Consider the following 19,049-nt stretch of genomic DNA (forward strand, 5'->3'; position numbering starts at 1 on the left):
AGGTTTGGTATATTCTTCCGAAAGTGCCTTTGTCTTGTCTTTATTTTTGGTGCAGAATTAATAAAAGCCGATTATGAGAAAGACAAAAGTTATTACACGAGTTACAAAATTTACAATACTCTTTTTATTTTTAATTGCACCAGCAGTCCTTTTCGGGCAGGGTAACGGGAAAGTATTGACCCAGACCGTGCGAGGAACGATTGTAGATGCGGCTTCGGGGTATCCGATCGCTTACGCATCGGTAGCACTCTTGGGAAAGCCGGGAATGGGGGCGATCACGGATAGTTTGGGACACTTTATAATTAAAAATGTACCTGTCGGGCGGCATGATATACAAGCATCATTCGTGGGGTATGAATCGAGCGTGTTCAAGGAAGTGCTGGTGACTTCTTCCAAAGGAGTATTCCTGAATATACTCATGAAAGAAGCTATTCAGGAATTGAGCGAAGTGACGGTACTTCCCCGGTTAAATAAGGAGCAACCATTGAATAAGATGGCGACCACGGGGGCTCGGATGCTTAGCGTGGAAGAGGCAAGCCGTTACGCGGGAGGAATGGACGATCCGGCACGGCTGGTGAGCTCTTTCGCGGGAGTATCGCCCGGAATGTCGACGAACGGGATTTCGATTCACGGGAATGCGTCTCATTTATTGCAGTGGAGATTGGAGGACGTGGAAATCCCGAATCCCAATCACTTTGCCGACTTGTCGATTCTGGGGGGAGGTATCCTTTCCGGTTTGAGCAGCCTGGTATTAGGTAACTCGGATTTCTTCTCGGGGGCTTTCCCTGCCGAATTCAGTAATGCCGTGTCGGGAGTCTTCGATATGAAATTACGGAACGGGAATAACCAGAACATGGAGAACACGATACAGGTCGCTCTGCTCGGTTTGGATTTTGCCTCCGAGGGTCCCTTGACCAAACGGCATAATTCCTCTTATATATTCAATTACCGTTATTCCACGACAGGAATACTGGAGAACGCCGGTATCGTGGATTTCGGGGGAATATTGGATTACCAGGACTTGAACTTTAAGTTCAATCTGCCGACACGGAAAGCGGGTACTTTCTCCGTGTGGGGCACCGGGCTCGTGGACAAATCCGAAAGTGAATTCGAGAAAGACACGGAAGAATGGGAATATCTCGGCGATCAAATGGAAAGTAGCACGAAACAATACATGGCGGCAGGAGGGATCACGCATGGTTATTTCTTTAATGATAACACGCAACTGAAGACGACCGTTGCCGCCACCTATTTCAGGCACGAAGGATTTGTCGATTTCTATGATTTCGATCTGGAAAAGTATCCGAACCTCGATCTGAACCGGAATAACACGAATCTGATTTTTTCAACCGTACTGAACCGGAAATTCAGTGCCCGATTTACCAGCAAGACCGGATTTTCCTTCACGAAGATGTATTATGACATGGAAATGAACTTGTCGCCGCACGTGATGCAACCTTTGGAATTGATATCCAAGGGGGACGGGAACACGAGTCTGATTGCGGGTTACACGAGTTCGTCTATCGGGTTGAGCGACCGGATGACCTTGAACGTGGGACTTAATGCGCAAGTGCTTGCCTTGAATAATCATTGGACGCTGGAACCTCGTGCGGGGGTAAAATGGCAGGCAACTCCCAAAACTTCATTTGCCTTGGCTTACGGTATGCACAGCCGGATGGAGAAAATGGATGTTTATTTCGTGCGTACCCAAAGCACGAGAACGGGGTCCGTGAACAAGAATCTAGATTTCTCGAAGGCACACCACGTGATGCTTTCATACGGTTGCAGGTTATCTGATAATCTGAATTTAAAGGTAGAGCCTTATTTTCAATATTTATACAACATTCCGGTGATTGCCGATAGTTCCTATTCCGTGTTGAACCGGGTGGACTTCTACGTGGAGGATGCGTTGGTAAACAAGGGAAAAGGACGCAATTTAGGGGTAGACGTCACGCTGGAAAGATACTTGAATGATGGGGTTTATTACATGGTGTCTGGTTCGCTTTTCAGTTCCAAATACCGAGGGGGTGATGGGAAATGGCGGGACACGAAGTACAATCGCCTGTTCATTGTCAATTGCCTGGGAGGCAAGGAATGGATGGTAGGGCAGAACAAGCAGAATATCCTCGGTATCAACTTGAAAATGACCATACAAGGAGGCGACCGTTATAGCCCGATAGACTGGGCATCCACGCTTGCCGACCCGGATAAGGTGGTACAATACGATGAAACGAAGGCTTTCTCCAAGCAATTCTCACCCCTGTTCATGGTCAACTACACGATCAGTTACAAGATAAACAAGAAAAAGGTGTCCCACGAGTTTGCTTTAAAAGGGCTGAATGCGACCGGTTGTAAGGAATTTTACGGGCATGACTATAACTTTAAAACGGGAGAGATCAAGCCGTTGAGAGAAGCTACTTCTTTGCCTAACCTGAGTTATAAATTGGAATTTTAGGAATTTGTAAAAAATAAGATCGTACATTTGTACCTATGAAAGTGAAGAAATATCGAGCCATGAATATAAACACGAGGGGACAGAAGCTGCTGCATTATCTATTGATAAGCCCGAAAGCCCGAGTGTGGCGGCATACTCTTCTGATCATGGCTCTCGCTTCAGTTTCCTTTAATCAAATATACGTTATTTTCCAACACGGGATTCCCGTGTTGGGTGGTAAATTATACTTGATAGCTTTGTCGGTATTTGTCACGTACCTGGTAGTTGCCTATTATAATATTTACGTGTTGATACCCAAATACCTGATTCAAAAGAAATATATGTTGTATGGTATTGGGATTTCCGTTTCGGTGATTTTGCTTTTGTGGGTTCAAAACACAATCGAAGATATTACCCGTTCGTTGCTCGGTGAAACGGGAATAGATTATTTCAGTTCGGTTACTTGGGTAAACAATATTTCTTCTTTTTGCACGATTTCGCTCTGTCTGGCAGGAGGGGCGATCACCGTGTTGTTGAAACATTGGATGCAGGAAAACCAACACGTGAGCCAGCTGGAGAAAATGCACATCCAATCGGAAGTCGAGCAGTTGAAAGAACAAGTGAATCCCCAGTTATTATTCAATATTTTGGATAAGACGGGGAGGCTGGCGGAGGAGGAGCCCGACGAGTCTTCTCGTATGTTATTCAAATTGAGTCAACTATTGAGATACCAGCTATACGATTGCAGCCGCAACACGGTATTGCTCGATGCCGAGATCCATTTCTTGGCGAATTATTTGTCGCTCGAACAAATGTATTCCCGACAATTCGAGTATGAAATATCATCGGAGGGTGCGGTCAAACGGTTGTTTATTCCCCCTTTGTTGTTTATCCCTTTCGTCCAATGGTGCGTGATGCAAGTGTACAAACAGGACAAGCGGAACTCTATTCATTTGGTATTCAATGCAGACCGAGAGCAAGTGCAATTCTCGTGTAATCATGACAATGAAGCGATTCCCGGGGAAGGCGATTTTTCAAGAATAAGACAACGCCTGTCTTTCCTGTACAAGACGAATTATTCTTTATCCTTCACGGAACATTCCATTCAACTGACTTTAAAACAAGCCGAATCATGATAAACAAGATAGATAAAAATATCCCCGATTTCTTGTTATCTCCCAGATACCGGGTGTATCGGCATTTGTTGTTACAACTGACGATCATGTGTATCTCGTCAAGTGTCTTTGCCGATCTGTCGGGAGAAATTTGCGCCACTCGAGAACGTTTTTACTGTTTTATCGGTTTTTATTTCATACTTAATTTAGACGTGTATTGTAATATTTACCTTCTGGCACCTCGCTATCTGATGAAAGACCGCATTTTCAGTTACATACTATCCGTGGTCGGCTTGATCTTATTGTCAGTCGTTTTCATTTCCATTTTGCAGAGCTATTTTTATCACTTCAATGAGATGTATCCCGAAGAAGAACCGTATATCGTGTTGAACATCTTTTCTTCGATGATCTCGATCGGGTTGCTTACGTTCGGGTCATCCACTTTGCTGCTAATAAAATATTGGATCGGTTATAACCAAAGGGTGGATGAATTGGCTTCCTCTACTTTACAGTCGGAGTTGAAATTCTTGAAGAAGCAAATTAATCCTCATTTCCTATTCAATATGTTGAACAACGCCAACGTGCTGATCCGTAAAAACCCGAAAGAGGCTTCCCGGGTACTATTCCGCTTGAAAGATTTATTACGCTACCAGATAAACGACAGTGCGAAAGAGAAAGTATTGCTAAATTCAGAGATTCAATTCTTGAACGATTACTTGAATCTGGAGAAGATACGGCGGGATAAATTCGAGTTTTTTATTTTCAAGGAAGGAAAGACAGATCAAGTTTGGTTACCGCCCCTTCTGTTTATCCCTTTCGTGGAAAATGCCGTGAAGCACAACTTGGATGCGGAAAATAAGTCCTTCGTTTATCTTTCTTTCGAGGTGGAAGACAATAACCTGCTGTTCCGCTGTCAAAATTCCAAGCCAGCCATAGCTCCGGAACGCGATGGAGTGGGAGGGTTAGGACTGAAAAACATAAGTCGCCGTTTAGAACTACTATTCCCGGGTGACTATTCACTAAAGATCCAGGAAGACGAAAAAACGTACACCGTTAATTTACACTTGACATTATGAATTGTATTATAGTAGACGATGAACCGTTAGCACGGGAAGCCATAGAATTATTGATAGAAGGAACCCCTCAATTAAAACAAGTGGGGACGTTTAGCAACGCTTTGGCTGCCTCCCGGTTCATGGAGGTGAACCCGGTCGCCCTAGTCTTCCTGGATATACAAATGCCGGGAATCACGGGAATCGAATTTGCCCGAACCATTCCCCGAAGGACTTTAGTTATTTTCACGACGGCTTACACGGAGTACGCTCTGGATAGTTACGAGGTGGACGCTATCGATTATCTCGTGAAACCCGTGGAATCCGAACGTTTTCAGAAAGCTGTCGATAAAGCTATGATATACCATGCACTTTTGTTGCAGGAGGAAAAGGAAAATATCGAAATTATCGAAAATGACTTTTTCTTCGTGAAGTCGGATCGCCGTTACTTTAAGGTGAATTTCAAGGGTATACTTTTCATCGAAGGACTGAAAGATTATGTGATTATCCAGTTGGAAGACCAGCGTATCATTACCCGGATGAATCTGAAAACAACTTACGAACTTCTGCCTAAAAAAGATTTCCTGCGGGTGAACAAGTCGTACATTGTGAATACCAATCATATTGATTCCTTTGACAATAACGACATCTTTATCCGCAATTACGAGATTGCGATAGGGAACACATACCGGGATTCCTTTTTCGATACCTTCATGAAAAGGGGGTAAGTGTATATTCCACGCTTTTATTTGGAATTTCCATATATTGTTCGTAAGTTTGCGAAAAACAAACAATATAAAAGAATGGAAGATAAGAAGTACACGAACGAGCAAACACAGATTGCCCGCTTTGCCAAAGCGATGGGGCATCCGGCAAGAATGGCGATACTCGATTTTTTGGCAAGTCAGGAGAATTGTTATTTTGGAGATATTCACGAGGAACTGCCTATCGCGAAAGCGACAGTTTCTCAGCATCTGAAGGAGTTGAAAGAGGCGGGTTTAATACAGGGAGAGATTGAAACACCCAAGGTGAAGTATTGTATCAATCGGGAAAACTGGGCGTTAGCAAGCAAATTATTCACGAATTTCTTTTGTGAATGCAGGACAAAAAAGACGTGCTGCGGATAACTGCACTCTTTTTTTAAATACAATGTTCGTAATTCGACGAAATACGTTTATACTAATTCAATAACAAGATGAAAATGGAAATTAAAGTATTAGGAACAGGGTGTCCGAACTGCACCACGCTGTACAAGACGGTAGAGAAAGCAATCTCGGAATTGGCACTGGAAGCAACACTGGCGAAAGAGCAAGACATTTTGAAGATCATGGAATACAAGGTCATGGGACTTCCGGCTTTAGTCGTGAACGGGAAAGTAGTTTCCGTGGGGAAAGTACTGAATCTAAGTGAAGTAAAACAAGTATTAACCCAACAAGAGTAGGCATGAAGGTAGTATTGTATGTATGTATTGTTTTGATTGCCACTGCCTGTGGCAATACTAAAAAGTCGAAGACAACCGATTCACCCCATCAAGAAAGGAAAGACCGGGTGGAGGTGCTTTATTTTCACGGGAAGCAACGCTGCCTCACCTGCAATGCGATCGAGAAACTTTCAAAAGAAGTGGTGGATTCGCTGTTTGCCAAGGAATTGAAAGAGGGCAGAGTGATCTACAAGACTATCGATATTTCTGAAAAAGAAAATGAAGTGTTAGCGGACAAGTACGAGGTTACCTGGTCGTCGCTCTTTATTAATAAATGGAAAGAGGACAAAGAAACGCCGGTAAACATGACCGAATTTGCATTTACCCATGCCACGGGTTCGCCCGCGACATTTAAAGAAGGGGTGAAAAAGAAGATTGAAGAACAACTCAAATAAAAAAGGGTATGGAATTTTTACACTCACTTCTGGAAAACAGTCATGTTCCGATCTTCACGGCATTTATCCTGGGGCTATTAACCGCTGTAAGTCCTTGCCCGCTAGCGACGAATATCACAGCCATCGGGTACATCAGCAAAGATATCGAGAGCCGCCATCGGATATTCTGGGGTGGCATCCTATACACGCTGGGGCGGGTGATTGCTTACACGGCACTGGGTGTCGTCCTCATATCAATTCTCCGGGAGGGGGCAAGTATGTTTGCCATCCAAAAAGCGGTCAGCCGTTACGGGGAGATGTTGGTGGCTCCGGCTTTAATACTCGTGGGGTTGTTCATGCTTTTCGGTAACCGCCTGAATCTGCCTAAATTCGGTTTCTCCGGTGGAGGCAACTGGAAACGAAAGGGGGGAACCGGAGCGTTGTTGCTAGGTGTACTTTTCTCGCTGGCATTTTGTCCCACGAGCGGGGTTTTCTATTTCGGGATGTTGATCCCCATGTCTGCCGCCGAGGCGGGCGGTTACCTTTTGCCTGCCGTGTATGCCGTGGCAACCGGTCTGCCCGTGATTATCGTGGCTTGGATATTGGCGTATAGCGTTGCCGGGCTCGGGAAATTCTACAACCGGGTACAGGTTTTCCAGAAATGGTTCAACCGCGTGGTGGCGATACTGTTTATTCTTGTCGGAATTTATTATGCTGTAATGTATTATTTTTAAAACAATAGAATATGAAAACAATAGAAATTTTTGACCCAGCCATGTGCTGTCCCACGGGATTGTGCGGTCCGAATATAAACCCGGAACTGTTCCGGATAGCGGTGGTTCTTGAAACTTTGAAACGGAAAGGAATACTGGTTGCCCGCCATAATTTGAGGGACGAACCGCAATTGTACGTGTCAAACAAAATCGTCAATGATTACCTGATGGAACACGGGGTAGACGGATTGCCCGTGACGCTGGTAGATAACAAGATCGAGGTGATGGGCAGTTACCCTACCACAGACCAGTTAAGTGAATGGACAGGAATTAATTTGAACGATATACCGGAGATAAACAATTGATTATGGAAACATTGGATATAACGAAAATTGCTCTCACAAAGTATTTATTTTTCACGGGCAAGGGCGGCGTGGGAAAGACGTCCATCGCTTGTGCCACTGCCGTCGGGTTGGTTGACAGGGACAAGAGAATATTGCTGATTAGCACCGATCCCGCGTCGAATTTACAGGATGTTTTCGAACAAGAATTGAACGGTCACGGCACGGACATTTCCGGTGTTCCGGGATTAACGGTTGTAAACCTCGACCCGGAGCAAGCCGCCGCCGAATACAGGGAGAGCGTGATCGCTCCTTACCGGGGAAAGCTACCGGAAAGCGTGATTCGCAACATGGAGGAACAACTCTCCGGCTCATGCACGGTGGAGATTGCGGCTTTCAATCAATTCTCCGATTTTATCACCGACCGGGAAAAGCAGGAGAGGTACGACCATATCCTGTTCGACACGGCACCCACGGGTCACACCTTGAGAATGTTACAACTTCCTTCCGCGTGGAGTACTTTTATCAACGAGAGTACTCACGGGGCATCCTGCCTGGGACAATTATCCGGGTTGGAAGAGCGCAAAGGAGTCTATCAACAAGCCGTCAAGACGCTTGCCGATCCGGGGACTACACTCCTCGTGCTTGTCAGCCGTCCGGACAAATCGCCTTTGCAGGAGGCGGCACGTTCTTCCCGAGAGTTGCAATTGTTGGGTATCGAGAATCAATTCTTGATTGTCAACGGCGTGCTGCAACAAGCGGACGAACGGGATGATATTTCCTGCCAGTTACGAAACCGTCAACAGGAAGCATTGCAGGGGATGCCCGAAACGTTGAAAGACTTTCCTGCGTACAGCGTGCCACTCCGGTCTTATAACCTCTCGAATGTTGCCGCTATTCGCCGGATGCTTTCCGAAGACGACCTCCTCTTCGGGGTTCCTTACAAACCTTTGGAAGGAGGGAAGAGATTGGATGATCTCGTGCATGATTTATACACTTCCAGTAAGCGGGTCATTTTCACCATGGGGAAAGGCGGTGTCGGTAAAACAACTCTGGCGACCCGAATCGCAATGGGGTTAAATTCCTTGGGGGCAAAGGTTCATCTAACGACGACCGACCCGGCGAATCATCTTAATTACGATATAGTGACACGTGAAGGCATAGAGGTCAGCAAAATCGACGAGTCCGAGGTATTGGAAGCCTACAAAAACGAGGTGCGTGACAAAGCACGGGAAAATCATATCACGGAATCCGACATGGAATATATCGAGGAAGACCTGCGTTCCCCGTGTACGCAAGAAATAGCCGTGTTCAAGGCTTTTGCCGATATCGTGGAGAAGGCGGAAACAGAAATTGTCGTGATCGACACGGCTCCCACGGGACACACGCTCCTCTTGCTGGATGCCACGGAAAGTTATCACCATGAAGTGGAACGCACGCGAGGGGAAATTTCCGGGGCAGTAGCCAAACTCCTGCCCAGATTGCGTAACCCGGACGAAACGGAAGTCGTGATCGTGACCTTGCCCGAAGCCACGCCCGTGTTCGAGGCGGAACGTCTGCAACAAGATTTGCATCGTGCCGGAATTCACAACAAGTGGTGGGTCGTGAACTCCTGTTTATCCTTGACACGGACAACAAATCCTTTCTTGCAGGCGAAGGCGGCGAGTGAATTGGGGTGGATCGGGAAGGTGAATGAATTATCCGGGAATAACACCGCCCTGGTAGAATGGCAAAATCTATAAATACGCACGTATGAAAAATAAAGAAGGAATACGGTTTTTCGAGCGATTTCTGTCACTTTGGGTCGCCCTCTGTATCGTGGTCGGCATTGCTGTCGGGCAATGGCTGCCCGCGGTGCCGGCAACATTAAGCCGTTTCGAGTACGCTAATGTTTCTATTCCCGTGGCTATCCTTATTTGGTTGATGATCTACCCGATGATGTTGAAAGTCGATTTTCGCAGCGTGCGGAATGTCGGGCGTCGCCCGAGAGGGATCGTGATTACTTGCGTGACGAATTGGTTGATCAAACCATTCACCATGTTTGCTATTGCTTACTTGTTCTTTCACGTGATTTTCAAGACTTTTATCCCTGCCGACCTGGCGGGTGAGTATCTCGCGGGAGCCGTGTTGCTGGGGGCAGCCCCCTGTACGGCGATGGTATTCGTGTGGAGCTACCTGACACGGGGGGATGCCGCTTACACGCTTGTTCAAGTAGCCGTCAATGACTTGATTATACTCGTTGCCTTTGCCCCGCTTGTGGCTTTTTTGCTGGGAGTGGGAGGGATCGCCGTACCGTGGGATACGCTTTTGTTTTCTGTCATCCTTTTCGTGGTTATCCCGCTTTTGGCAGGTATAATCACCCGTGTGACCGTTATAAAAAGGCGTGGAACAGCGTATTTTAATCATGTTTTTGTGAAGCGTTTCGATAATCTCACCATGGGAGGTTTATTACTGACTTTGGTTATTCTTTTTTCATTTCAAGGAAAAATCATTTTTGGCAATCCGTTTCATATTATATTGATTGCGATTCCTCTGGTTATCCAGACGATATTGATTTTCTTTGTCGCTTACGGTTGGGCTAAATGGTGGAAACTCCCGCACGAGGTTGCGGCTCCTGCCGGAATGATCGGGGCAAGCAATTTCTTCGAGTTGGCTGTTGCGGTGGCGATCTCTTTATTCGGTTTACAATCCGGGGCAGCTTTGGTGACTGTTGTCGGGGTGCTTGTTGAAGTGCCGGTTATGCTTGCTTTGGTGCGAATAGCAAACCGAACCCGAAAATGGTTTCCGGTGGTAGAATATAATCTGGATGCGATATACACGGGAGAGGAAAAACGTTAGCTTGCCCTTGTGCTATGGCTTGTCTTGATTATTTTCGGGGTAAATATAGAGTTGAAACGTACCATGATGGGAAATCATCGATATTGTAGCGAAGATGCTATCTTTATACTGTGTTCTTGATCAAGAGGAGATATAGATCAGCGAATGCCAGGTGAACTTTAAATGAATTAATAATGAAAGCACGTGTTCAGAGTTATATATATGTTATCAGTATTCTCGTGTTACTGGGAAGCTTGTTTCTTCTAAGGGGGAATATCAGTCGTTTCCTCTCGGGGATGCAGGTAAAAAATAGTACGACTGAGAAAAATGAAGCGATAGCCGATACGATTGCCCGGCGATACAATTACAACCGGAACGGCAGTGATTACCAGATTACTTTCCTGGAGTTCGGGGCAACTACCTGCCATTCCTGCAAACTTATGGAAAAAGTCCTGGATGAAGTACGCGAACGTTACGTGGGTAAAGTAAATGCCGTGTTTATTAACGTGACACTTCCCGAGAATAAAGATATCGTGAAGCATTTTGGCATCGTGACGATCCCGGCTCAAGTACTACTTGACAGGAACGGGAAGGAGTATTTCCGCCACGAAGGGTATATTTCAGCGGTTGATTTAAGCAAACAATTCGAGATCCGGGAATAGCGGAAAGTGTCCTTGTCCGAGGGAGAAGAAAGGGTAACGAGGGAGAAGAAAGGGGGAAATAATCTCACTTTCACGAAATACTCGCCAATCAAAGATGCCTCACGGATGCTCGTGAAGGTCTTTGCACCGAAGTTGTACCGAAAATGTACCAAAGTTAACTTAGGATTTCTCCCTTATCACACCGGGTTCTCTCGGGGATTACCTCGGTAGCTTGATATAAAAATAGCTAGTTCATAATGAACTAGCTATTTTTATGTATAGATTTACTTGAATCAAATCTTGGAGTCCACGATATTTAAAATATCGGTTTCCATTTGTTTTGCCATTTCAACCACTCTTTCACCTCTGGAAATGATATCGTTAGCATACTCTTTGTCGTCCAAGCCTGCCGCATTGATCTTCACGTTGAGGAATGCTCCGATAACCCCGGAACGGGCAGCCAAAGCACCAACCCCGGCGTCGGTTACGGAATTCGGGTTACCGATTTCAGCCATAGCTTTCACGACTTCCATGCACTCGTAACAGAGCATCATCGTTTTGAAAGGCACTTCGGTAGCGAACTTGGTTGCATCCTGAATGGCTTGATGACGTGCAGCCTTTTCTTCTTCCGATTTCTTGGGTAAGCTGAAGGCATCCATGATACGGTTGAAGGCGTTGGTATCCTCGTCAACCATTCTGATTAACTCAACCTGGTAAGCTTTTCCTCTTTCAGCCCAATTGCTGAATTCTTCCCAGCGTTCGTCCCAACCGCGCTTGTGCGAGGAAAGGTTGGCTACCATCGTGGCGAGGGAAGAAGCCAAAGCCCCCATGTAAGCAGAAATAGAACCACCTCCGGGTGCGGGTGACTCGGAAGCCGTTTCGTCAGCAAATTCGCGAAGGTTCATGTCGATCAGGAATTTCTTTCCCTGATTCATCTCGTCTTCCAGTATATACTCGATGATTTTCTTTCTCGGTTCAAAAGGATAAAGTTCATCCAGACCTAAAGATTTCACGGCTATTTTAATCAATTCCTTGTCGGAAACCCCGGTAGAGCGTTGTTGCTTGCGCAGAAAATAACGTCCGGCATCTAACATGGCTTTTAATGGAATTACACCCACCAACTCGGAACCCGTTACACGAATACCGCGGTCTTGCGCCTTGCGGCATACTTCATCGAACGCCTCGTGCACGGAGGTTACGCTTATGTCCGTCAAGTTCATAGAGATTTGGGCGATTCCGTACTCCTCGATATACCAGCCGATAGCTTTTACTGATTTCAACGTTCCGGGGATCATCACGTTTTTACCATTCTCGTCTTTCACGATCTTCCCGGTAATAGGATTTCCTTCTCTCTTGGCACGTCCGCGTTCGCGCACGTCGAAAGCAATGGCATTAGCGCGGCGGGTAGAGGTGGAATTCAAGTTCACGTTGTAGGCTACCAGGAAATTGCGGGCTCCCACGGCTGTTGCCCCGGTCTTGGCTGTCCACTCGTTCAATTCACGGGGACCGAAATCCGGATGCCATTGCTCGCTGCTCAAACGCTCGCCCAAAGCCTCGTATTCTCCGGCACGGCAAGTAGCCAGATTCTTTCTCTCCGGCGTGAAAGCGGCGTTCTCGTAGCAATATACCGGGATATTCAATTCTTCCCCGATACGTTTTGCCAAAGCACGGGCGTATTCCACGGTTTCCTCCATGGTGATGTTTGACACGGGCACCAAGGGACACACGTCAGTAGCCCCGAAACGAGGATGCGCTCCTTTATGTTTTTTCATATCAATCAGTTCAGAGGCTTTCTTCACGGCACGGAAAGCGGCTTCGCAAACTTCTTCTGGCGTACCTACCATGGTTACTACCGTGCGGTTCGTTGCCTTGCCGGGATCCACGTCAATCAGGCTAACTCCTTCAACAGCTTTAATTTCTGCCGTAATCTGGTCAATAATGTGCATATCGTTCCCTTCACTAAAATTCGGAACGCATTCTATTAATTTTTTCATATCCTTGTTTAAATTGAAATTTACAATAAATTAAATACTACACTACTCGAATCTAAAATCATTAAATCTAAAATCAACTAAGGGTAGCGTATCCTGTACGCCTTCCGGATCCATATTTTCTTGTAATGCGAATACGGCATAGCGTGTCAGATTTGTTCCCCGTTCAAGAATACGGCTTCCACCAAGTCGCTTCCGTAAGCGTAGGGGAGATACTCGATACCTGTGATCGGGGTTGTGATGTAGAAATTAGCTTTCTTGCCCACAGCGATACTGCCGAGTTCGTCTTCGACACCCATGGCATATGCCGAGTTTATCGTGGTAGCGTTTATCACTTCTTCCGGCAACATCTTGTAATTGACACAACCGAGTGACATCACGAACTTCATGTTTCCGGAAGGAGAGGAGCCCGGGTTAAAATCGGATGCCAAGGCAACCGGTAACCCGGCATTGATCATGGAGCGCACGGGAGAATAAGGCATATTCAAGAAGAATGCGGCTCCCGGCAACACGGTCGGCATCGTTTCGCTTCCCTTCAAGGCGGCTATTTCTTCTTCACCCACGTACTCGAGGTGATCGACGGAAAGGGCGTTGTATTTAACCCCGACTTGGATACCACCCGAGTAATCCAGCTCGTTAGCGTGTATCTTCGCACGCATTCCGTACTTCATTCCGGCGTTCAGCATCCTGTCTGTATCCTCCACGGTGAAGAATCCCTTGTCACAGAACACGTCGATATAGTCGGCTAAATCTTCAGCCGCCACGGCGGGGATCATTTCATTGATGATTAAATCCACGTACTCGGTTTGCCGTCCCTTGTATTCCAGCGGTACGGCGTGAGCCCCCAGGAAGGTGGATTTTATAGTTAAAGGAGTTTCTTCCTTCAAGCGCCGGATGACTCTCAACATCTTGAGTTCGCTCTCGGTATCCAGACCGTAACCGCTCTTGATTTCCACGGCTCCGGTTCCCAGCGAGGCGATTTCTTGCAGGCGAGCATACGCCGAGTCGAACAGTTCCTGTTCGGACGCTTTGCGGATACGTTCGGCTGAATTCAGGATTCCGCCGCCCCTCTTGGCGATTTCTTCATAAGAGAGCCCCTTGATTTTGTCGATGTACTCGATTTCGCGGCTTCCGGCATACACGAGATGCGTGTGCGAATCGCAATAGGCGGGCAATACCAGGCGTCCCGTGGCATTGACTTCTTGCACCGTGTCGGCATTCTCGTATATAGCATCCTGGTTCAATTCACTCATTTTCCCGAAAGCCTCGATACGGTCGCCGTCAATCAAGAGGTAGGCATCATCAATCGTACCTAGTTTTGCCATATCGGCACCAGCCACCCATTTACGCGGTTCTTCTTCAACCTGAACGAGTTGCTTTATGTTGATAATTAATGTTTTCATCCTTTTCGTGTTTATTTCATTTGGGAACGAAAGTATTAAAAACCTTGAATATCCGCAAGAATTTTACCTGAATACTTGCAATCTGTTTGCGTCTAATCTCAAGAAGATGAAAATTAATATCGTGAACGACCAAAGGGAAGATCCCCCGTAACTGAAAAAGGGTAGAGGAATCCCGATCACTGGGGCAAAGCCGATAGTCATGCCGATGTTCACGGCAAGGTGGAAGAATAGGATGGAGGCGACCCCGTACCCGTATATCCTGGAAAAAGCCGAACGCTGGCGTTCAGCCATATTGATGATACGCAAGATAAAAGCCATGAACAACAATATAACAGCCGAACTCCCGAGGAATCCCCATTCTTCGCCCACGGTACAGAAAATAAAGTCGGTACTTTGTTCCGGTACGAAATTGAATTTTGTTAGTGTCCCCTCTAAAAAACCTTTCCCGGCAAATCCACCGGAACCGATAGTTATCTTAGACTGAATCACGTTGTAGCCGACACCCCTAGGGTCGACTTTGATTCCCAATAATTCATTGATACGGTCTTGCTGGTGGGGCTGCAAATGGTTGAAGGCGTAATCCACCGAAGGGGAAGCTCCCACGCAAAGCCAGGAAACAAAAAGCAAAGTGATCATGTGCTTCATTTTCCGCTTGTATATCGGGTACAAGACCGCAATACTCGTGATGATATACACGATCAGTAGCATATAATATTCTGAAATAGACAAGTGAAAAGCCCATTTCACCAGTGCGAACACCCCAAATCCCCCGGCAATAAAGACCATGAGATAAAAGAGTTCCTTGAGGTCATGGCGGTAATAATAGAATGCAATAAGCGTGCCGCCGATAATAATCATCAATACCGTAAAAGGAGTGTAGAGCAACGAGATAATGAATATGACCGCCACCACGAAGCAAAGTAACAGGATGGAACCGTACAATCCTTCCCGGAATAACACGAAGATAAGGCTACTGTACACGAGTGCCGACCCCGTGTCGTTTTGCAAGATAATAAGTCCTGCCGGAACGAGTATGATAATCCCGATCGTGAGCAGGCTAGAAAAACGCATGACCTTGAAGTTGTGGCGACTCATGATATAGGCAAGAGCCAGGCAGGTCGCGAATTTAGCGAACTCAGCAGGTTGGAATCCGAAATCCCCGAAGCCGAACCACGAACGCGAGCCTTTCACCTCCTTGCCGAATAGCAGAACGGCTATCAACAAGGCGACCATGAACCCGTAAATGACTAAAGAGAAAGAGGAATAAAATTTACTGTCCGTGAGCAGAACCAGGAATGCAAGCACGAAAGCCGCCCCAATCCAGATTAGTTGCTTGCCATACTTTTGCGATATATCCAAGATACTGCTATGATTTTCATCGTAAACGGCAGCATATATGTTTATCCATCCGATAAGCACCAGCAACACGTATAAAAGGATGGCAACCCAATCCAGATTTGCCAGTAATTTGTTGGATCTGCTATTCATCGCCTTTCTCGTTATTTTTAAGGTTTTCACTCTTGATTAAATTTGCCTCGAACATCTCCTTTTCAAGAGGCTTCTTCTTGTCGGAAATCTTCCCTTTCAAGTATTTCTCGATCATCAAACCGGCTATGGGCGCCGCGTAACGGGAGCCCCATACACCGTTCTCCACGTACACGATTAAGGCTATCTTGGGATTCTCGACTGGGGCGAAGGCAATAAACACGGAGTGGTCATCCCCGTGAGGATTTTGTACCGTCCCGGTCTTTCCCGCCATCGTGATGGAATCCACTTGTGCCCGGCGTCCGGTTCCTCCCTTGATAACCATTTGCATCCCTTCCACGATCGGTTCGTAATATTTCCGGTCGATAGGAATCTGGTGTTTCTCGATGCGCCCAGCCAATGAATCATTCAGTGGACGCACGATATGGGGGGTGATATAATATCCCCGGTTTGCCAGTACAGCTGCCAGGTTTGCCATTTGAATGGGAGTGATGAGCAATTCTCCTTGCCCGATGGAAAGGGAAATGATGTACGAGGCGTACCATTTTTGCGTCTTGAACACCTTGTCATACTTCTCTTGCGTGTATATCTCTCCCGAAACCTCATTCGAGAAATCGGGACATATCTTACTTCCAAAACCGAAGGATGTCACGTAATTTCTCCATTCATTGTAAGCGTTGCGCACGCTGCCGTATTCCGGTAATTCCAAAACTCGTTTAAAAACATTCACGTAATACGGGTTGCAAGAGTTCTCGATAGACGCAACCAAATCCACGGGCGAACTGTGGTGGTGGCATTTCATGAATCTGCCTCCCACGATATAAGCCCCCCCGTTACACGTCGCCTGCGTATGTGGGGTAATGGCTTTTGTCTGTAACCCGATAAGGGCTTGAACCGTCTTGAATATAGATCCCGGGGGATATTGTGCCATGGTCGTTCTATCGAACAAGGGATTCAAAGGGTCATTGAGCAATTTGGAATAGTTTTTTCCCCGTTCCAGCCCGACCATGAGTTGCGGGTCATATCCCGGACTGGACATTTTTACCAGAATCTCGCCCGTGCTCGGTTCTATTGCCACGATACCTCCTTTTTTATTCCGCATCAATTGGTACGCATACTCTTGCAAATCGATATCTAAAGTGGTATGCAGGTTTTCCCCGACGATAGCTTCTTCGTCGTATTCCCCGTCGGCAAAAGACCCTTGTTTCCTGTTTTTATTGTCAACAAGCACGATCTGCTTGCCTTTAGTTCCTCGCAGGTGTTCCTCGTAAGTGCGTTCCAGCCCGCTCATTCCGACATAATCCCCGGGAGCGTAATAAGGATTCTTGGTGATTTGTTCCTGCGAAACCTCACTGATATACCCGAAGACATCCGCGGAGTGATTCACGTTATATTTCCGCAATGTTCTGGTTTGGGTATAAAAACCCGGATAACGGTATAGCTTTTCCTGGAGAATAGCGTATTTGTCTCCGGTGATCTGTGAAATCAATATGGAAGGCTTGTAGCGGGCATAACTTCTGCATTTCTGTATGCCTTTTTCCAAGTATTCCTTACTGATGTCCAAGATTGAAATTAATTCCAACGTGTCGAACTTTTTCACCTGATCCGGGATAATGAGCAGATCGTAGGCTGCCTGGTTGTCAACCAAAAGTTTGCCGTTACGATCATAAATCAATCCGCGTGCCGGATAGAGAGTTTCCGTGCGTTGAGAATTATTGTCCCCCATAATTTTGTAGGTGTCGTCTATCACTTGATAGTAGAACAACCGCAATATATATATGGCACACACCGTTATAATGATCCCTGATATGATCTCTTTCCTGTACCCGAACTTATTCATGCCAATATCCTGTTATTCTGTTGAAAAATACGATTTTATTGCTGTACCTTCTTGATTCCTATAAAATAGTAAAGCAAAATGAACAGCATGGAAATAAAGGTACTCAAAATAATCCGTATAATCGTGATGCCTATATCATTAAAAGTGAAAGCCTCGGCGAAGACTAGGACTATATTGAAAAACAGGGTGGATAGAAAAGAATATTTTAGAAACCACCTGAAATCTTCTAGTCGCAACGTCCCGTGCGCTTCATCCAACTCTTCCCGTGTAGAAGTCAGTAACAGCAGGCGAGGGCGGATGTAAGCCAAGAAAGTAGAGGCAGCCGCGTGAATCCCCACCGTGTTGTCCGCCAAGTCCATCAGGAATCCCAAGAGGAAACCGAATAGAAGTAATGGTATACCTTTCACCTTGTATGGCAGAATGAAAATGGCAAGAATGTAGATATTGATATAGAAATAAGAGCCAAGGTGGATATTATCCACGATCACGATCTGAAGAATCGATAAAATCAGTAAATGGATCAGATAATTTACATTATTCATGATAGTTTATGGCTTCTAACAGGTTTTGCTCGTTCTTCTTGTCATTATCGATCACGTACACGTGACTCAAGCGTTTAAAGTCAACCGCTAATCTCACTTTTATTTTCAAAAAATTAGCCGTTTCCTTGTCTACCGATTCCACGTAACCCACGACAATGCCTTCCGGGAAAATCTTGGAAAGCCCGGAGGTCACGATCGTATCTCCCTCGGTTACCTCCACGTGATAGGGGACATCGTTCAAGTAAGAATAACGGTAATTATCGCCATCCCATTGCAGGGAACCGTAATAATTGTTTTTCTTTATCTTGGCTGATACTCTCGAAGCCACGTTGACCAATGGGATAACGATAGAATAGTTTTCGCTTATATCCTGAATTAACCCCACGACCCCGTCCGGTGAAGCCACGCCCATCTCTTTCTCGATGAAGTTTTTTCGTCCCCGGTCTATCGTGATGTAGTTTTTCATCCGGTTGAAAGTAGCGTTCACCACCTTCGCCCCGGTGTAATCGTAAACGGGTAGACTATCCTGTACAATCGTGCCCCTGACAACCGTATCCCTTAACACCTCGATCGCTTCCAAACGTTTCTTCAATTGAATGTTCTCGTTTGCAAGGGTTTCGTTAATCTCCTTTAACCGGAAATAATCTTTCACGTCGGTAGTCATCGACGAGATATTCCCGAATAGAGTAGAGGCATTTTGCGAGAAAATTGCTCTCTGATATTCGTTATGGCGAATAATCAGAGAGAAACTTACGATTTCCAGGAGTATAAAAATTATAGTAAAATGGTACTTTAATATAAGTTTTATAATCTCTTTCACA

General features: G+C 46.0%; 18 protein-coding genes. 12 read left to right on the top strand and 6 right to left on the bottom strand.

Annotation, left to right across the window (positions count from 1 at the left end):
• Nucleotides 1-73 precede the first annotated feature (73 nt).
• The 12 genes from A3CY_RS0102545 (at nt 74) to A3CY_RS21805 (ending at nt 10,988) form a co-directional block, all read left to right on the top strand.
• The gene (locus tag A3CY_RS0102545; protein WP_018336326.1) at nt 74-2,455 is read left to right on the top strand and encodes a TonB-dependent receptor; all 2,382 of its coding nucleotides are present in this window, start codon (nt 74-76) and stop codon (nt 2,453-2,455) included.
• Nucleotides 2,456-2,490: 35 nt separating this feature from the next.
• Nucleotides 2,491-3,570 (top strand): sensor histidine kinase, encoded by a 1,080-nt coding sequence (locus A3CY_RS0102550; RefSeq protein WP_018336327.1) that lies wholly within the window; start codon nt 2,491-2,493, stop codon nt 3,568-3,570.
• Complete coding sequence (locus A3CY_RS0102555) at nt 3,567-4,625, top strand: sensor histidine kinase (RefSeq protein WP_018336328.1); 1,059 nt, start codon at nt 3,567-3,569, stop codon at nt 4,623-4,625. The genes A3CY_RS0102550 and A3CY_RS0102555 overlap by 4 nt, the downstream gene beginning before the upstream one ends.
• Entirely contained in the window at nt 4,622-5,329 is a 708-nt protein-coding gene (locus A3CY_RS0102560) for a LytR/AlgR family response regulator transcription factor (RefSeq protein ID WP_018336329.1), read from the top strand. The genes A3CY_RS0102555 and A3CY_RS0102560 overlap by 4 nt, the downstream gene beginning before the upstream one ends.
• A gap of 75 nt (nt 5,330-5,404) precedes the next feature.
• On the top strand, nt 5,405-5,728 hold the full coding sequence (locus A3CY_RS0102565) for an ArsR/SmtB family transcription factor (protein WP_026207224.1): 324 nt from the start codon (nt 5,405-5,407) through the stop codon (nt 5,726-5,728).
• A 74-nt stretch (nt 5,729-5,802) separates the two neighbouring features.
• The gene (locus tag A3CY_RS0102570; protein ID WP_018336331.1) at nt 5,803-6,042 is read left to right on the top strand and encodes a thioredoxin family protein; all 240 of its coding nucleotides are present in this window, start codon (nt 5,803-5,805) and stop codon (nt 6,040-6,042) included.
• A 2-nt stretch (nt 6,043-6,044) separates the two neighbouring features.
• Nucleotides 6,045-6,476: a nitrophenyl compound nitroreductase subunit ArsF family protein gene (locus tag A3CY_RS0102575; protein ID WP_018336332.1), complete on the top strand. Its 432-nt coding sequence runs from the start codon at nt 6,045-6,047 to the stop codon at nt 6,474-6,476.
• A gap of 8 nt (nt 6,477-6,484) precedes the next feature.
• Nucleotides 6,485-7,189 carry an aromatic aminobenezylarsenical efflux permease ArsG family transporter gene (locus A3CY_RS0102580; RefSeq protein ID WP_018336333.1) on the top strand — a complete coding sequence of 235 codons (705 nt, stop codon included), beginning with the start codon at nt 6,485-6,487 and terminating at the stop codon, nt 7,187-7,189.
• Between the two features lie 11 nt (nt 7,190-7,200).
• Nucleotides 7,201-7,533: an arsenite efflux transporter metallochaperone ArsD gene (gene arsD, locus A3CY_RS0102585; protein ID WP_026207225.1), complete on the top strand. Its 333-nt coding sequence runs from the start codon at nt 7,201-7,203 to the stop codon at nt 7,531-7,533.
• A gap of 2 nt (nt 7,534-7,535) precedes the next feature.
• The gene (arsA, locus tag A3CY_RS0102590) at nt 7,536-9,251 is read left to right on the top strand and encodes an arsenical pump-driving ATPase (protein WP_018336335.1); all 1,716 of its coding nucleotides are present in this window, start codon (nt 7,536-7,538) and stop codon (nt 9,249-9,251) included.
• Nucleotides 9,252-9,261: 10 nt separating this feature from the next.
• Nucleotides 9,262-10,347, top strand: coding sequence for an ACR3 family arsenite efflux transporter (gene arsB / locus A3CY_RS0102595; protein ID WP_018336336.1), 1,086 nt, complete (start codon nt 9,262-9,264; stop codon nt 10,345-10,347).
• 173 nt (nt 10,348-10,520) lie between these two features.
• Nucleotides 10,521-10,988 (top strand): thioredoxin family protein, encoded by a 468-nt coding sequence (locus A3CY_RS21805; RefSeq protein ID WP_018336337.1) that lies wholly within the window; start codon nt 10,521-10,523, stop codon nt 10,986-10,988.
• Nucleotides 10,989-11,260: 272 nt separating this feature from the next.
• On the opposite strand, the gene ftcD is transcribed toward A3CY_RS21805, so the two are convergent.
• The 6 genes from ftcD to mreC form a co-directional block, all read right to left on the bottom strand.
• Complete coding sequence (gene ftcD / locus A3CY_RS0102610) at nt 11,261-12,961, bottom strand: glutamate formimidoyltransferase (RefSeq protein ID WP_018336339.1); 1,701 nt, start codon at nt 12,959-12,961, stop codon at nt 11,261-11,263.
• Between the two features lie 146 nt (nt 12,962-13,107).
• On the bottom strand, nt 13,108-14,361 hold the full coding sequence (gene hutI / locus A3CY_RS0102615) for an imidazolonepropionase (protein WP_018336340.1): 1,254 nt from the start codon (nt 14,359-14,361) through the stop codon (nt 13,108-13,110).
• A gap of 63 nt (nt 14,362-14,424) precedes the next feature.
• Nucleotides 14,425-15,849, bottom strand: coding sequence for a rod shape-determining protein RodA (gene rodA, locus A3CY_RS0102620; protein ID WP_018336341.1), 1,425 nt, complete (start codon nt 15,847-15,849; stop codon nt 14,425-14,427).
• Nucleotides 15,842-17,686 carry a penicillin-binding protein 2 gene (mrdA, locus tag A3CY_RS0102625; RefSeq protein WP_018336342.1) on the bottom strand — a complete coding sequence of 615 codons (1,845 nt, stop codon included), beginning with the start codon at nt 17,684-17,686 and terminating at the stop codon, nt 15,842-15,844. Before mrdA ends, rodA begins: the two co-directional genes overlap by 8 nt.
• A gap of 35 nt (nt 17,687-17,721) precedes the next feature.
• Complete coding sequence (locus A3CY_RS0102630) at nt 17,722-18,228, bottom strand: hypothetical protein (protein ID WP_018336343.1); 507 nt, start codon at nt 18,226-18,228, stop codon at nt 17,722-17,724.
• Complete coding sequence (gene mreC / locus A3CY_RS0102635) at nt 18,221-19,048, bottom strand: rod shape-determining protein MreC (protein ID WP_026207227.1); 828 nt, start codon at nt 19,046-19,048, stop codon at nt 18,221-18,223. Before mreC ends, A3CY_RS0102630 begins: the two co-directional genes overlap by 8 nt.
• Nucleotide 19,049 lies beyond the last annotated feature (1 nt).

The sequence above is a fragment of the Butyricimonas synergistica DSM 23225 genome (assembly GCF_000379665.1).
GTDB lineage: Bacteria > Bacteroidota > Bacteroidia > Bacteroidales > Marinifilaceae > Butyricimonas > Butyricimonas synergistica.

Bases quoted from the DNA above. Each gene is read 5' to 3' on its own strand.
- hutI (WP_018336340.1), bottom strand. From the start codon at position 14,361: ATGAAAACATTAATTATCAACATAAAGCAACTCGTTCAGGTTGAAGAA.
- A3CY_RS0102565 (WP_026207224.1), top strand. From the start codon at position 5,405: ATGGAAGATAAGAAGTACACGAACGAGCAAACACAGATTGCCCGCTTT.
- A3CY_RS0102545 (WP_018336326.1), top strand. From the start codon at position 74: ATGAGAAAGACAAAAGTTATTACACGAGTTACAAAATTTACAATACTC.
- A3CY_RS0102570 (WP_018336331.1), top strand. From the start codon at position 5,803: ATGGAAATTAAAGTATTAGGAACAGGGTGTCCGAACTGCACCACGCTG.
- A3CY_RS0102580 (WP_018336333.1), top strand. From the start codon at position 6,485: ATGGAATTTTTACACTCACTTCTGGAAAACAGTCATGTTCCGATCTTC.
- mrdA (WP_018336342.1), bottom strand. From the start codon at position 17,686: ATGAATAAGTTCGGGTACAGGAAAGAGATCATATCAGGGATCATTATA.
- arsA (WP_018336335.1), top strand. From the start codon at position 7,536: ATGGAAACATTGGATATAACGAAAATTGCTCTCACAAAGTATTTATTT.
- ftcD (WP_018336339.1), bottom strand. From the start codon at position 12,961: ATGAAAAAATTAATAGAATGCGTTCCGAATTTTAGTGAAGGGAACGAT.
- arsD (WP_026207225.1), top strand. From the start codon at position 7,201: ATGAAAACAATAGAAATTTTTGACCCAGCCATGTGCTGTCCCACGGGA.
- arsB (WP_018336336.1), top strand. From the start codon at position 9,262: ATGAAAAATAAAGAAGGAATACGGTTTTTCGAGCGATTTCTGTCACTT.
- A3CY_RS0102575 (WP_018336332.1), top strand. From the start codon at position 6,045: ATGAAGGTAGTATTGTATGTATGTATTGTTTTGATTGCCACTGCCTGT.
- A3CY_RS21805 (WP_018336337.1), top strand. From the start codon at position 10,521: ATGAAAGCACGTGTTCAGAGTTATATATATGTTATCAGTATTCTCGTG.
- A3CY_RS0102560 (WP_018336329.1), top strand. From the start codon at position 4,622: ATGAATTGTATTATAGTAGACGATGAACCGTTAGCACGGGAAGCCATA.
- A3CY_RS0102550 (WP_018336327.1), top strand. From the start codon at position 2,491: ATGAAAGTGAAGAAATATCGAGCCATGAATATAAACACGAGGGGACAG.
- A3CY_RS0102555 (WP_018336328.1), top strand. From the start codon at position 3,567: ATGATAAACAAGATAGATAAAAATATCCCCGATTTCTTGTTATCTCCC.
- rodA (WP_018336341.1), bottom strand. From the start codon at position 15,849: ATGAATAGCAGATCCAACAAATTACTGGCAAATCTGGATTGGGTTGCC.
- A3CY_RS0102630 (WP_018336343.1), bottom strand. From the start codon at position 18,228: ATGAATAATGTAAATTATCTGATCCATTTACTGATTTTATCGATTCTT.